Raw genomic sequence first — 19,960 nt, 5'->3', positions numbered from 1 at the left:
TAAAGAGGTAAGTAATATGAAAAAGCAAACAGGTTTTACATTAGTCGAATTAATTATCGTTATTGTAATTTTAGGTATTTTAGCAGTAACAGCTGCACCTAAATTTTTAGATTTACAAGGCGATGCTAATGCTTCGACTATTCAAGGTGTTGCAGGTGCAGCAGACAGTGCAAGCTCAATCGTTTACGGTAAATCTGTGATTGCAGGTGAGCAAAAGCTGACGGCTCAAAATATTCAAGCAGATACTGGTGAGACGATTAATACTGAATATGGTTACCCAGAAGCATCTGCAAACGGTATTGTTGTAGCAATGGATGTTAGTGTTGATGTGGCCGGTAATAGTGATTCTGATTTTAATTTTTCAACAGGTACGGCATCAAGCATTACAGGAGTTACCGATGGTACGCCAGTAGCGTACTTTTATGCCAATGGTACACCAAATCCAGCCGCTCCAGGTGGTGCTACTGAGTTTTGTGCGGTGACATATGTTGAAGCTGAGCTTGATGGTACAACATATGTTGCAGCTAAAACATTTGTTGATACAACAGGCTGTTAACTATATTAAATGAAACAACAAGGTTTTAGTCTTGTCGAGCTAATTATAACCTTGGTAATTTTAGGCACCTTGGCGGTAACCGTGGTGCCTAAATTTTTTACAAACGAAAGTTTTGATAGCTTCGAGTTCCGCGACAGAACCCTTACTGTATTGCGCACTATACAACTTCGCGCAATGCAAAATACTAATAATACCTTATCCCACAAAGTGTGCTTTAGTAGCGCTCAAATCGCACCTGCAATGACCAATAATTGCGCTAATTTAGCGCTCGATTTTGCCTATCTTGTTGTCAATATTCCAACTACTAGCACAGCAACACGTATTCAAACCCTTGATTCAAATAATGCCAGTTTTAGTGAGGTCGAGTTTGATGATTTTGGTAGACCAAATTTAAATTGCGCCGCAAATTGTAAAATCGATTTTGGCGAGGCGGATATTTGCATTTCTGCTCAAGGTGGCATTTATGCATGTGAATAGGCTTAAGGGCTTTACCCTAGTTGAAGTGATTTTTGGCATAGTGTTAATGGCGATTGTGCTTACCATAGTAACCGGTCTGTTAGCACCACAGGCAAAGCAAAGTGCCGATCCCGTAATTCAAGTTAAAGCCAATGAACTAGGCCAGGCGATGATGAACGAAATTTTGGGGCGTTCATTTGACGAGAAATCACGACGCAGTCCTCCTTATACGCAATGTGGTATAGCATCAAGTTTATGTACTTTGCCAAGTGATTTGGGTTGTGATGACCCCGAAGAAAAAGATATTAACGGAAAATGTATTCGTAACAAACTTAACGATGTAGATGACTTTATTGGCAATTACCAAGCCGCAGATTTACAAAATAGCTTAGGCCAACCAGTTGAAGATCTATATCCTGGCTTTAGCCTGTCGGTTACTGTGGTTTACGATGATGATGCTGATGGTGTGGCCGATACATCAGGCGATTTTTATACCTTAAAACTAATCACGGTAACTGTGACAGCGCCAACAGGCGATGTATATGGTTTTTCTGCCTACAAAGGTAATTACTAATGAACCGCGCTAGACGAACAGGTTTTAGCTTGGTAGAGCTGATAATTGTGATTGTTATTATCGGTATTGTAAGCATTAGCACGATGCAGTTTATAAAGTTTGGTGCACAAATTTATGCAACGGGTACAGAGCGTGATGAAGTGGTAGCACAAGCGCGTTTTGCCTTACTGCGGTTAAGTAAAGAGTTACGCCAAGCAACACCTAATTCGATTCGAGTTCAAGCTGGTAATGTTTCAGGTCAAGCGTTTCAGTGTTTAGAGTTTACCCCGTTTAAAGCCAGCAGTATTTATGTCAATAACCCACCGCTTGATACCTCAAGTGCAGGTGATTTAATTGTTGTGGCGTTTAATAATGAAGATAAAGCGTTTGAAAATGATCGGGTCACCTTGTATCCACAAAGCCCTGCCGATATTTATGATTTGAGTAATAACCGCGTTCGCTTGTTATCGGCAGACCCGGTTGAAGAAGAGACAAATAAAACACAGCGTTGGTCATTTGATAATGGCTTTGCAGTTGCTTCACCAACGCAGCGATTGTTCGTATTGAATAACAGCCCAATTAGCTTTTGTGTTGAAGGTGATAGTTTATATTATTATCAAGGTTATGATTTTGAAGTGAATCAGCCAACGCCTTCGCTTTTGCATGTGCTTGATGGAGTGAAGGGCCAGCTATTAGCAAAATACATTTCAGAGCACTTAGCTTTTGAGTTTAATGACGCAAGCTTAACGCGAAATGCTATTGTTAATATAAGGCTGGCGATGGGATTTAATAGTTCTGAATCCTTGGTATTTAACCATGAAGTGCATATTCCAAACGTGCCCTAGAGAAATGTATGACGTTAAGGCTTAAACAGCAAGGCAGTTTATTAATTACATCGTTATTTGTTGCTATTGTATTGTTGGCACTTGGATTAGCGCTTACCCGTGTTATTGAAGGGGGCGCGCAATCAAATGCGGTAGAGTACTATGGCTCTAAAGCGTTTTTGTCAGCGCAAAGTGGTGTTGAATGGAAACTCACACAGTTGTTTCCGCTGAATGCGCCAAACGGCGTATGTAATGCTGATGTGCCGCCAAACCATTTTAGTGCAACTAAGTATATGGAAAATTGCCAATTTGTAGAGCTGTCATGTAGCTCGGTAAATAATGTGGCGGATGCAAATTCTCCAACCTCTACGGTGACTGTGTATCGGATAACCAGTACAGTAAGTTGTGATTCTGGCCAGTGGACAACGCAGAGAAGTATCAATGTTGAAGCAAAAACACTTAATTAGCTTAGTTTATCTTTTGGTGTTTCTACCTAACTTTGCTTGGGCAAACCTTCCTGCCTGTAAGGATGTTTTTCCATCGGGTATTGCAACATTTAATAATGGTACTGCCTATATCGATTCAGGAGGCCGGGTCTCGGGCCAAAGCAATAATGTGATTGTGACGACAAATTTATCTGATAATAATCCAGATGCATGTGGCACAAAGTGCGCCCAATCTGGAACAAATGCCGAAACAATCCAAGAACCAAATTTAACAAACCCAAAAACACGTATTCCAAATGACGGTAGGCTCTCGGGTGATTATTACTTTGCAGGATCGTTGCAACTATTTGGGTGGAATTTAGTGGTAACCTCACCTACAAAAATAGTTGTGAAAGGGTCGTTACAAATAGCATCGAGTATTCAGGTAGAGAATCCTGATGATTTGATTATTTATGTTGAGGGAAGTATTGCCACCGCGCGGGGGATTTCGTTTGGAGGCTATCTTTATTCCCCGAGTTACATTGACCTTGATCTTGGAGTGCAATTTAACGGGGCATTTACCGCAGGCACGTATGGCATTATTCGTGATGGTGCTGAAGTACGTTATGCTGCCCCAAGCATCGTAAATAACTTTGCGGGGATCTGTGATGCAAATGCTGTTGAACCCGACGCATCACCGATTGCTGAGTTTCGGTTTGATGAGTTCTCATGGTTGAGCGGGGTTAATAATCAGGTTGTTGAATCAATAAATAATCAACATGGTACGCCGTTTAACCTTCAACCTAGCGAGGGAAAAATTTGCAATGCGGCTAACTTTGATAGCAGCGTTACGAATGCGCGCATAGACCTTAATGCAAACTTGATAAGTGGCACGGAATTTACTATTTCAGCGTGGTTAAAGAGCAGCTTTACTGGAAGTCAGGTGCTTTTTTCTGGCGCACGTGACAACAACAATGCAAATGAATTAATTTGGTGGCACCCTAGCAGCCAACTGTTTGAACCTTGGATTAGACAAAACCCAGGGTCACGAATAAACATTAATGATTTTTCTGATAATACGTGGCGGCATGTTGTTTGGCGACGAGATGGTGCAACTTCGTGCTTTTTTGTTAATGGTCAGCAGATGGGGTGTGTATCAAATCACAGTGATCGTGCGCTTGATATTAATCGCTTAATGTTAGGGCAAGAACAAGATAATTTAGGTGGTGGGTTTGATGTAAACCAGCGTTTGCGTGGTCAGGTTGATGAGCTATTAATTTTTGATAAAGCGATTAGTAGTACACAAATTCAAACTATCTATCAAAATCAAAATCAAGGCTTAGGCTGGGATGGAGCTGCGCGCGAACAATATTGTGACGCCAATGGTTGGTGGCAGCTTGATGGTGATTTTTTAGACGCCAATTTAACTGATCCCCATGATTTAACCCCTTCGGGCAGTCCCACATTTTCAATAAGCTCGCCTGGCCCGGCAAACACCATAGGCAGCCAAAGTACATGTGAATATGCGGAATTTGATGGAACCAACTACGCATCAGTTGATGACAGTGGTGATTTTAATTATCAAGAACTAACCGTAAGTACGTGGGTTTATCCCACCGAAAATCGCGGTGGCCTACGAAGTTTAGTATCTAAAGATGAGCATTTTGAATTCCATTTAGATTCAAATAATCGATTGTTTTGGTGGTGGCAAAATGCATCTAGGCAATCTCGTTCATTTACCAGCTCAAGAACTATACCGCTTAACCAATGGACCCATGTTGCCGTTGTTTACAGATCTGGTTCGCAAATTATGTACATTAATGGAATTGCTGATGCCTCGCGTAGCTACAGCGACGGATTAGCTGATTCACCGTGTAAGTTTTTTATTGGCGTTGATGTAGGCACGAATACTTCAACACAGTGTGGCGGTATTCGCAGCGATCGTTATTTTAAAGGTAAGCTTGATGAAGTAAGAATTTATTCACGTGCGTTACAACAGTCTGAAATTTTAAGTGATATGAATACGGTACGTACGTGTGACAATGCGCCGAGTGTTGACCATTATCGCCTTACGCTAAGTGATAATACAGGGTTAACATGCGAAGCTGAAACCATGACAATTGAGGCATGTGCTGACGATACTTGCAGTAGTTATTATCCAAACCCAGCTACTGTATCGCTTTCCACCTCAGGTGGTGGCTCGTTAAGTTGGTCGCCAAATAACCCATTTACGGTAAATGGTCGAGCAAATATTAGCTTAAATAATACGCAAGCAAGTACCATTAATTACGCGTTAAACACTAACGTAACGAATCCAAGTTCAGGGTTTAGATGTTTTGTCGGTGCAAACGAAGTGTCGCTTGCTAATTGTTATACCCAATTTGTGGATACGGGATTTAAAATCAGTGCCATTAGCGATCAAATATCTGGTGTGCCATATAGCGCGGAATTAATGGCGGTAAGAAAAAACGATAATACAGGCGCGTGTGAAAACATTTTTAGTGGCCCACAAACAGTTAACTTTACCAACAATTTTGTACAACCAAGTAACCCGTCATCGATGGCGTTTACTGTAAATAATACGCCAGTAACAAACAACACACCTGTAACCGTTAATTTTGATCCAACTAATAACTATAAAGCGAATTTGGCGTTAAATTATCTTGATGCCGGTAGAATTAGTTTGTCGGCACTTGCATCAGCACCTAATGGAGCGAGTTTAACCGACACCAGTAATAATTATGTGGTGCGTCCTGAAAGGTTTAACGTCATTGTAGCCGGCGATCCGAACGCGTTTGATGCGGAAGATTCTGTATTTAAAATGGCGTCGGAAGATTTCAATATTCAAGTCGAGGCTCACAATGCCAATGGGGCGATAACGCGTAATTTTCGAAGTGCTGATATCACAGGAACAGTTGCGTTAACGCATAACTTACAGGCGCCGCAAGGGGGTATTGACGGTGTATTATCGCCTAATGCTGTGCCGGCTAATGGTTTTGTCTCGGGTGTCGCGACGATCACTGATGCAAAATTTAATGAAGTTGGGATTATTGAGCTACTTGCTAACCTTTCGAGCAGTAATTACTTGAACCATAGTGATGGTGGAGCTATCTCTGGCAGTAAAGCCAATGTAGGACGCTTTATTCCTGCGCAATTTGAAATGACAGAGCAAACACTGACAAGTGCTTGCAATAGCTTTACCTATTACAGCCAGCCGTTTGATGAATTAAGTTACACCATTACAGCGCAAGATGTATTAGGTAACCGCTTATACAATTACACTTATCATGCAACTAGTACGTTGAATTTTGCCAAAGCGAGCATTGAAAACTTAATTGAAAATGATGATGCTGCAAATTATAAATCGGCAACACAACTTGCGCCGCGTTACAGTTTGAGTGCCGATGACGGTGTCGACTGGCAGCAAGGTTTGTATGTGGTAAATGTAAACAATGCCACGTTAGAGCGTGATAGTGCGCCGTCAATTCCAATGACGCAAGTGATTCCATTAGTGCGTTTAACCGACTCGGATGGCAAAGTACTCAACGATTTAAATCAAAATGCTAATCAACTTGCTGGTACAGCCGATAGTCGCGCTATTAACACTAATGTAATTGGCGGTGTTGAAATTATTTCGCCGATGGAAATGCGCTACGGTCGGTTAACACTTAGCAATAACTATGGCAGTGAATATGAACCGCTACAAATTCCAATGAAAGTTGAATATTGGGATGGTACTAACTTTGTAGTTAATACGTCAGATTCTTGTAGCGCATATAACTTTGCTAATTTAGTGATTGAAGATAATCAACCGCTTGAAGATGATTTGAGTGATAGTTTTGCCGCAGGTATCTATAAATCGGGTCGAGAGTTATTTTTGACTGCGCCAACGCCAACCGAGCAACGTACTTATAATGTTGATTACGTAAGCCCAGAAAAGTGGTTACAGTTTGATTGGAATAACGATGGCAACTATAACGATGTCAACGATAATCCTAATGCCGTGCTACAGTTTGGCCGTTTTAGAGGAAATGACCGCGTAATTTACTGGCGAGAAAACTAACATCTTTTGAGCGTTGCAACGCTATTTTTGTTTCAAGTGCATGAAATGCTGGAGTGCAATATACTTTTAGGTCCTTTGGACTCTGATTAAAGCCGCTTCTTTCTTGCGTACAAAACAACTTTCTTTGGATAACTAAATTTCATTATTTTCGCCTTATTTAAAGTGGTTCAATTGCTCGGCTGAATTATTTAACAAACAACAACAACCTTTAGTTTTACTATTTAATTGAAAATTTGCCATTTAAGGTAAGACAAAGCTTGTGTTTTGCATGACAAAAAAATAGCATAAAGCATTAGGGCAAGTGCCCTTACGATAAAAACGAAAACAAGAAAACCAAAAATCGGCCGTTTTGGGAATAATTATATGCGACTAGCACCTTTGTCATTGGTGATCTCGCTTAGCCTATTTACTTGGCAAGCGCATGGACAAGACACTAATACAGTATCAAGCATTCAAGCTGAAATAGATATTAAGCAGTCTGAATTCAAAGAGTTATCTGGTGTTTTAGATAAACATCTAAAACAAGAAAAACAATTGCAAGAGCAATTGGAATTACTTCGTTCACGTTCTATTTCGCTAGAGAAAGAACGCAACCAATCATTAGACGCGATGAATGATTTGTATCGCCGTTTAATTGAAGACCCAACATTGGATATTAGTGCGGCGCAAACGCGCTACCAAAAAGCGATTGCGGATCTAAAGCAAAATAAAGATGATATAGACCTACAGCTTGTAGCGATTTCATCTCATCGCAAAGATATTGAAGCAATCCGCGTTTCAAAACATACCTTAGTTAACACCCTCGAAAGCTTAAAGCAGCAAAAAAATACCGCACGTGTTGAGCGTTTACGTAATGAGTTTACCCGTGAAGGCACTGTTGAAGTGAATCACACAGTAAACTGTAAGCGCACAGAAACGCTGGCGGCGTGTGAGCAACGTGGTCAATCACAAGGTTTACAAAAAGCCACAAAACGCTTTATGGATCAAATTTTTGCCAATATTACCGAGCAGAGAGTGGTTGAACCAAAACGCAATATGTCAGGTGCACAGGTTCAAGTATTAAGCAGTCATGTGGTTAACAGCTCATTTAGCGGGCAAGGTAATTATAATACCAACCTAAGCGTAACCATGCGCGGCGAAGTAAACGCCAGCCGTTTATGTAACTTGCTTAATCTAGATAACAGCTTCTGTTCTGATTATGGTTCAGCAATTCCTAATGTTTATCAGCCAGTTATAAGTGCAAGCTATGATGAACCAGTAGTGCGTTTTAAAGATAATAAAAGCGCGCCCTCATCAGCAAGCATGGTAACTAACCGTGATACGGTAGAGGTAAATACGCCAAAAAAGGAGCGATTGTTCCAGCTCACATTGCGCTCTAACGTGCGCGATGATGAAGTGTTTATTAATGGTGTAAGCTACGGCTCAACTCGTTTAGATGTGTCATTGCCATCAGGTAGCTATGACATTGAAATTCGCAAACAAGGTTATCAAACCTATACGCGAAATATTAATTTAAAACGCTCGCAAACACTACGCGCAAATTTAAGAAAAGAGACGATTACTCAGTCTAACTATAATCAAACGCGCACTCGCCAAACAACGACTACACCAAGCCTTTCAACTCGCAGCACGATTGCAAATTCAGCTGGCATGATTGTGATCCCAGCAGGCGAGTTTGAAATGGGTGATTTAACCGGTAACGGTTTAGCAAACGAGCAACCTATTGTTAAAAAGATTCTGAGTGATTCGTACGCGATGAACGAGAAAGAAGTAACAGTAGGCGAATACAACGAATTTGTTGCCGATACTGCTTATAAAACAGAAGCAGAAAGTGGCCAAGGCTGTGCTTACTATTTAAATGGTGAACCAGTATGGGAAGCGTCGCTTAATTGGCAAAACCCAGGCTATGAGCAAAAAGATAATTTTCCAGTTGTGTGCTTAACTTACTCAGATGCTAAAGCGTATGCTGATTGGTTAAGTGAAAAAACAGGCAACGAATATCGCCTGCCAACTGAGGTGGAATGGGAATATGCGGCGCGTGCCGGCACTAAAACCGATTACCCTTGGGGTAATGATATTGGCAATAACTTAGCTAATTGTGGTTGGTGTGGTAGTGAGTGGTCAAATCAGAGCCCAGCACCTGTAGGGTCGTTTAGCGCTAACCGTTTTGGCGTTTATGACACCGTTGGTAATGTGTGGGAGTGGACCCAAAAAACGGCTGGTCGTTCTGATGTTGCGATTCGTGGCGGTGCATGGAATTTTGCACCTACCTTAGCGCGTGCGTCGACACGCCTAATTTTAGCAACGGATTTTCGTGCTAATTACATCGGTTTTCGTCTAGTGCGCGAGCGCTAGACACTTTATATTTATTATTTGAGCGTTTAGTTATTCGATTAAAAATAAAACTGAGCCTCATACGTTACAAGGATACCCCAGTTCCATGTTTAAAAAATTACGTGGTCTTTTTTCTAACGATTTATCAATCGATCTCGGAACTGCCAATACACTTATCTATGTGAAAGATCAGGGCATTGTTTTAAATGAACCATCGGTTGTGGCAATTCGCCACGACAAACCAGGTGGCCCTAAAAGTGTTGCATCAGTAGGTCAAGAAGCAAAACAAATGCTTGGCCGTACACCTGGTAATATCAAAGCAATTCGCCCAATGAAAGACGGCGTTATTGCCGACTTTTACGTAACCGAAAAAATGTTACAGCACTTTATTAAACAAGTGCACAACAATAACTTCTTACGTCCAAGTCCACGTGTTTTAGTGTGTGTACCGTGTGGTGCAACACAAGTTGAAAAACGTGCGATTCGTGAATCAGCAATGGGTGCAGGTGCGCGCGAAGTTTACCTAATTGAAGAACCAATGGCCGCTGCGATTGGTGCTGGTTTACCGGTATCTGAAGCAACTGGTTCAATGGTTGTTGATATTGGTGGTGGTACAACTGAAGTCGCTATTATCTCTTTAAATGGTATTGTTTACTCATCATCAGTTCGTATTGGTGGTGATAAGTTCGATGAAGCAATTATTAACTATGTACGTCGTAATTTCGGTAGTTTAATTGGTGAAGCAACTGCTGAGCGCATTAAACATGAAATTGGTTCTGCATTTAATGGCGAAGAAGTAAAAGAAATTGAAGTACGTGGTCGCAATCTTGCTGAAGGTGTGCCGCGCTCATTCACGCTAAATTCAAGTGAAATTCTAGAAGCACTGCAAGAACCGTTACAAGGTATTGTAAGTGCGGTAATGGTTGCGTTAGAGCAATCACCGCCTGAGCTGGCTTCCGATATTTCAGCACACGGTATGGTATTAACCGGTGGTGGTGCATTGCTAAAAGATCTTGACCGTTTATTAATGGAAGAGACGGGCATTCCGGTTGTTGTTGCGGAAGATCCATTAACCTGCGTAGCGCGTGGCGGTGGTAAAGCACTTGAAATGATTGATATGCATGGTGGTGATGTATTTAGCTACGATTAAGTAGCTAAATACACTTGTTTTACTGCTCTTTGAGGGCGCAATGAATTTAATTTTTGGTAGAAATACCTCGTTGCAATTACGTTTGGTAATTGCCATCGTATTGAGTGTGGTGCTGATTATCGGCGATCGCTACACGGATGGCGGTTCCAAAGTAAGGGCTAGCTTAAACACCATAGTTAGCCCTTTGTTTTACCTTGCAAACCTCCCTTATGAAATGTTCCGCGAAGGCAGTAAAAACCTTTCTTCTCACCAGCGTTTAATGGTTGAGAACGATGCCCTGCGCGAAGCGCAATTGGTGCAAAATCAAAAATTGCAGCAATATGAGTTCTTACAGCTCGAAAACCAAAAGCTAAGAGCTTTGCTCGGTTCTTCAAATAAGCTTGAAGAACGTAAGCTGGTTGCCCAAGTTTTATCAGTTCATTCCAACCCATACAGCCATCAGGTGTTAATTAATCGCGGTTTACTTGATGATGTAAAAGAAAGCCTTGCAGTGATTGATGACAAAGGCATTGTTGGTCAAGTAACTCAGGTTGGCAGCACAACGAGTCGAGTGTTATTAATCACTGATACACAACATGCTACGCCTGTGCGTGTATTGCGCAATAATGTGCGTACTGTGGTGGAAGGTATTGGTAAAATTGATCAGCTTAAACTATCTCATGTGCCGCATAGCATGGATATTCGTATTGGCGATGTGCTGGTAAGTTCGGGTTTGGGCGGCGTGTTTCCTGAAGGTTATCCGGTTGCCACTGTCACGAGTATTAATCGTAACGAGGGTAGGCCTTTTTCTGAAGTCTATGCCAGTCCAATTGCCGAGCTCGACCGCATTCGTTTGCTGATTTTGCTTTGGCGTAACGAGGTAGCCAATGACTAGGCATTTAGGATTTATTTTACTCTCGGTATTTGTCTCTTTAGTACTTGCATTAATGCCATTGCCAATTGCATTTGAAATGTATCGCCCTGACTTAGTGTTGTTGGTAATTATGTATTGGTCTATCGCCTTACCCCATAGGGTAAACATAGGCTTTGCGTGGATGGCCGGCCTGATTATTGACTTAGCGCTTGGATCTCCACTTGGTGTGCGATCACTTACTTACTCAATTGTGATTTATATTACGGCGAGTAATTACCAGAAAATTCGTAATTTTAGTGTTTGGCAGCAAGCGATGTTAGTGGCGTTGTTTTTAGCGCTTTATTATCTTTTGGTGTTTTGGCTGAATCACTTTTTACTCGATATTTATTTTTTACCACAATATTTATGGCCGGTATTAACGGGCGCATTGGCGTGGCCATGGTTGTTTTTACTGCTAAGAAAATATCGACGTCACTTTAGGATACGCTAATTTTGACTAAAATTTATTTAGCGTCTGCTTCTCCCAGACGCAAACAATTGCTTGCTCAACTGAATGTTGAGTTTGAGCAGTTCGCAACAGATATTGATGAAACACAACAAACGGGCGAGTCAGCTGAACAGTTTGTTTGTCGCCTTGCTGAAGAAAAAGCGTTAGCGGGTGTTGAAATAGCTGCTCATAATTACCCTGTACTGGGTTCTGACACTGTCGTGGTATTAAACGACAAGGTATTAGGAAAGCCTGCGGATTTGGCGGATGCAATTGCAACCCTTTCGTCATTGTCAGGTCAAACCCATCAAGTGATGACCGCCATCGCGTTTGCTAATCAGCAAGGGGTAATGTCGCAGTTAGTCGTTACTGACGTTACATTTAAACAGTTGTCACAACAAGAAATTAACGATTATTGCGCAACAAACGAGCCATTTGATAAAGCAGGAAGCTACGGTATTCAAGGCGGGGCAGGTAGATTTGTTACTAAGCTTAATGGCAGTTACTTTGCTGTTATGGGATTGCCACTGTATGAAACCGAGCAATTATTAGCGCAATTTTTAAAGGAATTTGCATGAGCTCAGAGTTATTAATTAACGTCACACCTAGTGAAAGTCGCGTTGCATTAATTGAAAACGGCGTGCTGCAAGAAGTGCAGCTAGAGCGTGAAGGCAATCTTGGTATTGTCGGCAATATTTACCTTGGCAAAGTGAGCCGTGTGTTGCCGGGTATGCAAGCTGCGTTTGTTGATATTGGCCTTGAAAAAGCCGCGTTTTTACACGCATCCGATATTGTAAATAGCACCTCCATTGCCGAAGGTGTGGATGATCAGCCAATCAAAAAAGTTCAGGATATTCGTGAACTAGTGAGGCAGGGACAGTTTATTATGGTGCAAGTGGTCAAAGATCCACTTGGCACTAAAGGTGCGCGCTTAACAACAGATATCACTATTCCATCGCGTTATTTAGTATTTATGCCAGATGCCACCCATGTTGGTGTATCGCAGCGTATTGAAAGTGAAGAAGAGCGCGAGCGCTTAAAAAAGATCGTTGCGCCATTTCATGATCAGGAAGGTGGCTTTATTGTGCGCACTGCAGCTGAAGGCGCAACCGAAGCTGAATTAGAGCACGATGCTAAATTCTTAAAAAAACTGTGGCACAAAATAGCAAAAAAACGCAAAAAAACGCGTAAAGAGTCGATTCTTCACGAAGACTTAACTCTTGCTTTTCGCACACTGCGTGATTATGTCGGTGAAGATATGGAGCGTATTCGTGTTGATTCAAAGCTCACGTATCAGCAGCTCACTGCGTTTACCGAAGAGTTTGTACCAGAGCTTGCCAAAGCATTGGAATATTACCCAGGTGAACGCCCAATTTTTGATTTGTTTAGCGTTGAACATGAAATTCAACGAGCTCTTGAACGTAAGGTTGAGCTTAAATCGGGTGGTTACTTAATATTTGACCAAACCGAAGCAATGACAACGGTGGATGTTAACACCGGTGCGTTTGTTGGCCATCGCAACCTTGAAGAAACCATCTTTAATACTAATATTGAAGCAACTCAAGCGATTGCTCGTCAGCTACGTTTGCGTAATTTAGGCGGCATTATCATTATCGACTTTATTGATATGGCCAGTGCCGAGCATAAACGTCGTGTGCTTCATTGCTTAGAAGTTGCTATGGCGCCAGATCGTGCCAAAACCAATATCAACGGTTTTTCGGCGCTAGGCTTAGTAGAAATGACGCGTAAGCGTACGCGAGAGAGTTTAGAGCATATTCTGTGTGGCGAGTGCCCAGTGTGTAAAGGGCGAGGCGCACTTAAAACAGTTGAAACTGTTTGCTATGAAATTTTACGTGAAATTGTGCGTGTTAATCGTGCTTACGATGCGACTAAATTTGTTGTTTACGCTTCGCCAGCTGTAAGCGAGGCACTGATAAATGATGAGTATCACAACTTAGCTGAACTTGAACTTTTTATTAAGAAACAAGTCAGTATTCAAACGGAAAGCTTGTATAATCAAGAGCAGTTTGATGTGGTGATGATGTAGTGCAAAAAGTAAGGCACACCTGTTTTTGGTGTTTACGTAAAGTTTGGCAAATATTCGCGATCAGCCTTGTGCTGGTCGCTGTGCTTGTGTCGTTGCTAAAATATAGCCTGCCCTATGCCAATGATTACAAAGCTGAAATTGAAGCACTGATTACCGAACAAGTTGGCACTAATATCGCTATTGGTTCTATTTCTGCTGGTTGGGAGCACACAGGCCCCGCATTGGTACTTAATCAGGTATCGTTCGGCAAAAACCAGCCACTAGCTCTTGGACTCTATGTTGAACAATCGCGTTTGCATGTTAATGTGTGGCAATCTGTGCTGCAGCGCAGGTTAGTATCAAACTATTTTGTGTTGTCAGGGCTTAACGCCAAAGTTGATTTAACCCAGCCTTTCCCAAGCAGTGATGAAAGTACCGACGGTGCTAACTTAATCGATGTACTCGAAACCTTATTTTTAGCGCAAAGTGGTCACTTTGCTGTAGAAAATAGCCAATTTTTAGTTAACACCAAGCGCAATGAAAAGCGCGTTATTGCGATTGAGCGTGTAACTTGGCAAAACCGTAACAATCAGCATCAAGGCGTAGGTTACATCACCTTGCCGGGTATTTCTGATAATCGATTAGAGATTATTCTCGATTTATACGGTGAACATTTCTCTGAATCTTTTGGTTCTTTATTTGTTGAAAGTAAGCAGCTAAATGCGAGCAGTTGGTTGCGCGATGTGCTTTCGGATGAGGTTACCCAAGTTAAAAGCGATATTAACTTTAAAGCATGGGCGCGATTTAAAGAGTTTAAAGTTGAAAACATTCAACTAGATTGGCAACCAAGCGAGATTAGCTGGCAACAAGAAAGCGAAAGAGAGTCGTTACAAATCAATGCAGGTACGTTAAGAGTGCGACCGTACAACGATGGTTGGCGATTTGAAACGTCTGAACTTGATATTGGTGCTAATCAAAATCAATGGCCAAGCTTTGGTGGTAAAATTGACTACAACAATGGCCGTATTACGACGCAATGGCGTGACTTTCCACTGGCATTATTAAGTGATGTAGCGCCTTTGCTCCCATTTGAGCAAACTAAAATTGTTGAACAGCTATTGCTAAAAGGCTCAGTTTCAGACCTTTATGTGCAATATCACAACTCAGAAGATTATTTCTTTACTACCTCAGTGCGCGATTTGTCATGGCAGCACTATAACGGCATTCCTGGGGTGCAAAACTTATCGCTTACGCTGGTAGGTGATCAGTCAGCAGCTAAGTTGTCAGTTCAAGGTAATGAAGATTACATCATGACAGGCGAGCTGTTTACGCGTGCTATTCCATACAAGCAATTAACCATTAACCTTGATTTTCTTAAACAAGCGCAAGGCTGGAGACTCGAAAGTGACACTATTTGGTTAGATAATGATGAGCTGACCTTCGCCGCAGAGTTTTCACTTAATTTATTTGAGCAAAGCGAACTTAGTTTATATGCAGAGATGCAGGGGCCAGAAGTACTTAAAGCGCGTCATTATTTTCCACGCGGTTATATGCCGCAGGGCACAATTGATTACCTCAATCGTTCACTGCGAGGCGGTAAAATAGATGTGGCAAAAGTGTTGTGGCAAGGTAAGTTAAGTGACTTCCCATATCAAGAGCACAACGGCCGCTTTTTAGTTGACGCTAAAGTGACCGACGCAACATTTAACTTTAATCAATCGTGGCCAGATATTACTAACCTTGAAGCTGATTTAATTTTTTCAAATGAACGCATGGACATTGTGTCGCAGCAAGGTGTACTTGCTGGATTGCAGTTAGGTAACGGCGTTGTTGTTAGTATTGACGACTTATCACACGCAAGCACGCTAAATGTTGATATTGAAACACAGCAAAAAGCACAAGAATTACAGCCTTTCTTTGCAGCCACACCACTAAAAGACTCTATTGGTACGGTACTTGAAACCGTGCAAGGGCAGGGTAAGGTACTTGGTAAAACACGCATTCAAGTACCGTTAAGTAAAGGCGAAGTGAGCGTTAGCGGTTCTGTTGACCTTAAAAATACCCCGATTTTTATTGCAAAGCCGGGTATTCCTTTCGATAAGGTTACCGGTACTTTAACCTTTAACAATAGCGATATTCAGCTAAACAATGCGACAGCTAGTTGGCTTGATATGCCGTTTAAGTTTAATTTGCAAGGCAAGCAACAAGGCGAAAACTACGACCTGTCAGTGACAGGTGATGCCAGCTGGCAAGTGAGTGACATTGTTAAGCATACGCAAGGCATTATGAGTGGTTACATGAGTGGTGCTGTGCCGTTTGATATTGCGTTTAATATGCAACTAAAGCCACAAGGATTTAATTATACTGCCAGTGCATCGTCAGATTTAATTGGTTTAAGTACTGCATTACCAACGCCATACAGTAAAAAGCGTGATCAAGTATGGCCACTTACCTTAAATGTAAGAGGCGATGAAATCTCGAACTTGATCACCGCAAATATTAATCAGCAACTCTATTTTAATAGTATTGTTGATAATCGCTTAGGTAAGGTAAGTAATGCACACTTGATCGTCGGTGAAAATGACCTTGGTATTAACGCCAGTGGTTTCGATGTGACGGTAGCCCTTGCAAAAGCCGATATCGTGGAATGGATCCCGTTTATTGATCACTTGGTTGCTACACCAACTGAGTCGACTTCGGATAATCAAGTATTTCCTAAGTTAAAAGAGGTAAATGCTAATATCGATTATGCGACACTATCGGAAATTGAATTTAATGATCTTGAGATTAATCTCAGCGCATTAGCGCAGTCTACCCAGCTGAAAATTAATGGTAAAGAAGTACGCGCAGAAGTGAGTATTCCACGTATTCTTGCTCAGCGACCTGTGTTTATTGAAGCGGATTATTTACGGCTTAACTTTAAACCTGAAGAAACAGAGCCACAGCCTAGTGTTGGTTTAAAGCCAATTGATGACTTTGGTAGCCCACAAGACAATGAATGGTTAACCCATTTACCGGCGATTCGATTTAACTGTGCTGATTGTAAAGTGGATAGCTATCAGTTAGATAAGCTTGCGCTTGATTTAGATCCGGCTGACAACGGTTTGCTGATCAGTAAGTTGACTGTCGATAAAGGTAAGCACTTATTTATCGGTGAAGGCAGCTGGCAAAAGCAAAAAACTAACTTAAGCGGTAAACTAGTAAGTAAGGATATCGGAGAGCTAACCGACGAATTCGACCTCACCAGCTCAATTAAAGAATCTAACGCCGAAATCGATATTGATTTGTACTGGTATGGTACGCCTTATCAGTTTAATACGCAGTCGCTTTCTGGCGATTTAAAATGGCGTTTAGGCGATGGCTATATTACCGATATTAGCGATGGCGGAGCACGCGTATTTTCATTGTTAAGCCTAGATTCGTTAGTACGGAAGCTAAAGCTGGATTTTAGAGATGTATTTGCCAAAGGGTTTTTCTACAACAGCATGCAAGGCAGTATGCAGATTGACAAGGGCGTGGCGTACACCAAAGATACTGAGCTAAATGGTGTGCCTGCAGATTTAACCATCAAAGGGTATGCAGACCTCAATACGCAAAAAATTGATTACACCATGTGGGTTGCGCCAGAGGTAACTTCAAGTATTCCAGTAATTGTTGCTTGGATGGTAAACCCTGTAACAGGTTTAGCTGCACTCGCGATAGATAAAGTGTTGCATTCAGCGCGCGTTATTTCTGAAATTGAATACACCATTACCGGCACCTTCGAGCAACCAGTTGTTACAGAAAAAGGCAAGAAGAGCCGTGAAATTGAAATTCCACAATCGACTTTGCCTGGTACACCCAAACAAGATGTGTTGCCAGCTGAAAAGAAAATAGTGCCGCTAAGTGATGCAACTATGCCAAATGAGCAATCTAAAGTTGATAAAACAGAAGGTCAAAATCAATGATTGTTGTTTTGCAATGGACGGTAAGCGCTAAACCAAGTAGCAACTTGGATTATTTGCGCCAGCAGTTAATTGCCTTGCGCGACGAGCATGTAAATGCTCCTTTGCTGGTTTGTTTGCCAGAAGGGTTTGCTTGTTTTGATGCCAAAGCCCATGACTTAATGGCGTTTGCCAATAATAGTGCGCCATTTATTGATCAAGTATGTCAGTTGGCAAAACAGTTTAACGTTTGGATAAGCGCCGGCACTATCCCAATCGCCGAAGGGACAAAATATTACGCAGCCTCTTTAATGGTTAACCAGTTAGGTGAAGTGGTTGCACGCTATAACAAAATCCATTTATTCGATGTGGATGTTGACGATGCAAAGCAAAATTATCGTGAATCTAATACCACAATCGCCGGCAAAGACTTAGTCGTAGTTGACACACCGTTTGGTAAAATCGGCTTAACGGTTTGTTATGATATGCGTTTTCCGGGCTTGTTTAGCGCACTTAGAGCTTTAGGGGCAGAGATTATTTTAGTGCCATCGGCATTTACCGTACCTACTGGCAAAGCACATTGGTTGCCGTTGCTACAAGCGCGAGCGATTGAAAATCAAGTATACCTAGTTGCTGCTGCTACCACAGGCACACATGACAATGGCAGACAAACGTATGGCCATAGCGTGATTATTTCACCTTGGGGTGAGATAGAGGCGATGTTAGGTGATGAAGCTAACAATATCGTATACTTACCCAATATGGATAAATTGACAGACGTAAGGCAAAAAATGCCACTGTTGTCACATAACCAATTTAATTATGAGTTTAAACATGAGCAATAACGTAGAACAGCATTTACTAGCGCAAAGCGGCCTTTCACGCCAAGATTTGCTCGATAGTTTGTCTTTAATTCAAGAACACCAAATTGATTATGCTGATCTGTATTTTCAATCAAGTCATCATGAATCTTGGGTACTCGAAGACGGCATTGTTAAAGATGGTAGCTACAACATTGAGCGTGGGGTTGGTGTAAGAGCTGTATCTGGTGAAAAGACTGGTTTCTCGTATTCTGATGCAATTAATAAAAATGCTATTACACAGGCGGCTTTGGCAGCACGAAGTGTTGCTGATAAAAATAGTGCGGCACTAAGCACCAGCAAAATCCAGGTAGTGGAGCTTGATAAGAATATTATTCAGCCGATTATGCCAATTAGCAGCTTAACGGATGGCGAAAAAATTGATTTGTTAAAACAAATTGATGCGTACATCCGCAAAATTGCGCCAAATGCATCGCAAGTTGTGTGTTCAATGGCAGCGGTTTATGAAGAGGTGCTTATTGCCGCGAGTGACGGCACATTTGCAACAGATGTGCGCCCGCTTATTCGTTTAAACGCATCGGTACTACTTGAGCAAGATGGCAAGCGTGAGCGTGGCAGTGCTGGTGGCGGTGCGCGTTTAGATTATGGTTATTTTTATGAAATGGTTGATGGCAAACCACGTTGGATGACTTATGCCGACGAAGCAGTGCGTTTAGCAAATGTTAACCTTGCCGCAATTGAAGCGCCTGCGGGCACTATGCCTGTGGTACTCGGTGGTGGCTGGCCTGGTGTGCTGCTACACGAAGCCGTAGGTCATGGCTTAGAGGGCGATTTTAACCGTAAAGGTTCTTCGGCCTTCAGTGGTAAAGTAGGCCAGCAAGTGGCTTCTAGCTTATGTACTGTGGTTGATGACGGTACGCTGGACAACCGTCGTGGCTCATTAAACGTTGACGATGAAGGTGTTGCTGCGGGTTACAACGTGCTCATTGAAAACGGTGTGCTGAAAGGGTATATGCAAGATAAGCTTAATGCGCGTTTAATGGGCGTAGCGCCTACAGGTAACGGTCGCCGTGAATCATATGCCCATTTACCTATGCCGCGTATGACGAATACGTACATGCTAGCGGGTGAAAGTACGCAACAAGAAATTTTAGAAAGTGTTGAAAACGGTATTTTCGCGACGAACTTTGCAGGTGGCCAAGTTGATATTACATCAGGCAAGTTTGTGTTCTCGGCATCAGAAGCGTATTTAATTAAAGATGGCAAAGTAACGCAACCAATCAAAGGGGCTACCCTAATTGGTAACGGCCCAGACGTAATGCACAAAATTTCAATGGTAGGTAATGACTTATCACTTGATAATGGCGTTGGCGTGTGCGGCAAAGATGGTCAAAGTGTGCCAGTTGGCGTCGGTCAGCCAAGCCTTAAAATTGATGAACTTACAGTTGGCGGTACAGCTGCTTAAATTGTTACACTGATTTTAGAAAAC

The 19,960-nt window shown here is 42.0% G+C and carries 15 protein-coding genes; all 15 read left to right on the top strand.

Annotated elements, in window-relative coordinates:
* Positions 1-16 precede the first annotated feature (16 nt).
* The 15 genes from AC2IOM_RS02800 (at position 17) to tldD (ending at position 19,936) form a co-directional block, all read left to right on the top strand.
* Positions 17-556, top strand: a complete 540-nt coding sequence (locus AC2IOM_RS02800) for a prepilin-type N-terminal cleavage/methylation domain-containing protein (RefSeq protein WP_486359063.1) — start codon at positions 17-19, stop codon at positions 554-556.
* Between the two features lie 9 nt (positions 557-565).
* On the top strand, positions 566-1,033 hold the full coding sequence (locus AC2IOM_RS02795; RefSeq protein WP_486359062.1) for a type II secretion system protein: 468 nt from the start codon (positions 566-568) through the stop codon (positions 1,031-1,033).
* Positions 1,020-1,586 (top strand): type IV pilus modification PilV family protein, encoded by a 567-nt coding sequence (locus tag AC2IOM_RS02790; protein ID WP_486359061.1) that lies wholly within the window; start codon positions 1,020-1,022, stop codon positions 1,584-1,586. The genes AC2IOM_RS02795 and AC2IOM_RS02790 overlap by 14 nt, the downstream gene beginning before the upstream one ends.
* Entirely contained in the window at positions 1,586-2,410 is an 825-nt protein-coding gene (locus tag AC2IOM_RS02785) for a prepilin-type N-terminal cleavage/methylation domain-containing protein (RefSeq protein WP_486359060.1), read from the top strand. The genes AC2IOM_RS02790 and AC2IOM_RS02785 overlap by 1 nt, the downstream gene beginning before the upstream one ends.
* An 8-nt stretch (positions 2,411-2,418) precedes the next feature.
* Complete coding sequence (locus AC2IOM_RS02780; RefSeq protein ID WP_486359059.1) at positions 2,419-2,856, top strand: agglutinin biogenesis protein MshP; 438 nt, start codon at positions 2,419-2,421, stop codon at positions 2,854-2,856.
* Entirely contained in the window at positions 2,831-6,877 is a 4,047-nt protein-coding gene (locus AC2IOM_RS02775; RefSeq protein WP_486359058.1) for a DUF6701 domain-containing protein, read from the top strand. The genes AC2IOM_RS02780 and AC2IOM_RS02775 overlap by 26 nt, the downstream gene beginning before the upstream one ends.
* A gap of 363 nt (positions 6,878-7,240) precedes the next feature.
* The gene (locus AC2IOM_RS02770) at positions 7,241-9,232 is read left to right on the top strand and encodes an SUMF1/EgtB/PvdO family nonheme iron enzyme (protein ID WP_105171080.1); all 1,992 of its coding nucleotides are present in this window, start codon (positions 7,241-7,243) and stop codon (positions 9,230-9,232) included.
* A gap of 85 nt (positions 9,233-9,317) precedes the next feature.
* On the top strand, positions 9,318-10,361 hold the full coding sequence (locus tag AC2IOM_RS02765; RefSeq protein ID WP_010561191.1) for a rod shape-determining protein: 1,044 nt from the start codon (positions 9,318-9,320) through the stop codon (positions 10,359-10,361).
* Between the two features lie 40 nt (positions 10,362-10,401).
* The gene (gene mreC / locus AC2IOM_RS02760; RefSeq protein ID WP_054978937.1) at positions 10,402-11,235 is read left to right on the top strand and encodes a rod shape-determining protein MreC; all 834 of its coding nucleotides are present in this window, start codon (positions 10,402-10,404) and stop codon (positions 11,233-11,235) included.
* The gene (mreD, locus tag AC2IOM_RS02755; protein WP_010561189.1) at positions 11,228-11,704 is read left to right on the top strand and encodes a rod shape-determining protein MreD; all 477 of its coding nucleotides are present in this window, start codon (positions 11,228-11,230) and stop codon (positions 11,702-11,704) included. Before mreC ends, mreD begins: the two co-directional genes overlap by 8 nt.
* The gene (locus AC2IOM_RS02750) at positions 11,704-12,279 is read left to right on the top strand and encodes a Maf family protein (protein ID WP_325050740.1); all 576 of its coding nucleotides are present in this window, start codon (positions 11,704-11,706) and stop codon (positions 12,277-12,279) included. The genes mreD and AC2IOM_RS02750 overlap by 1 nt, the downstream gene beginning before the upstream one ends.
* Positions 12,276-13,748 (top strand): ribonuclease G, encoded by a 1,473-nt coding sequence (gene rng / locus AC2IOM_RS02745; RefSeq protein ID WP_010561187.1) that lies wholly within the window; start codon positions 12,276-12,278, stop codon positions 13,746-13,748. Before AC2IOM_RS02750 ends, rng begins: the two co-directional genes overlap by 4 nt.
* On the top strand, positions 13,748-17,674 hold the full coding sequence (locus AC2IOM_RS02740) for a YhdP family protein (protein ID WP_486359057.1): 3,927 nt from the start codon (positions 13,748-13,750) through the stop codon (positions 17,672-17,674). The genes rng and AC2IOM_RS02740 overlap by 1 nt, the downstream gene beginning before the upstream one ends.
* Entirely contained in the window at positions 17,671-18,495 is an 825-nt protein-coding gene (locus AC2IOM_RS02735) for a carbon-nitrogen hydrolase family protein (protein WP_486359056.1), read from the top strand. Before AC2IOM_RS02740 ends, AC2IOM_RS02735 begins: the two co-directional genes overlap by 4 nt.
* Positions 18,485-19,936 (top strand): metalloprotease TldD, encoded by a 1,452-nt coding sequence (tldD, locus tag AC2IOM_RS02730; RefSeq protein WP_105171158.1) that lies wholly within the window; start codon positions 18,485-18,487, stop codon positions 19,934-19,936. The genes AC2IOM_RS02735 and tldD overlap by 11 nt, the downstream gene beginning before the upstream one ends.
* Positions 19,937-19,960: the final 24 nt, after the last annotated feature.

The sequence above is a fragment of the Pseudoalteromonas sp. NS-SX12 genome, assembly GCF_057367955.1.
This window is presented reverse-complemented; position numbering and strand designations above follow the sequence as displayed.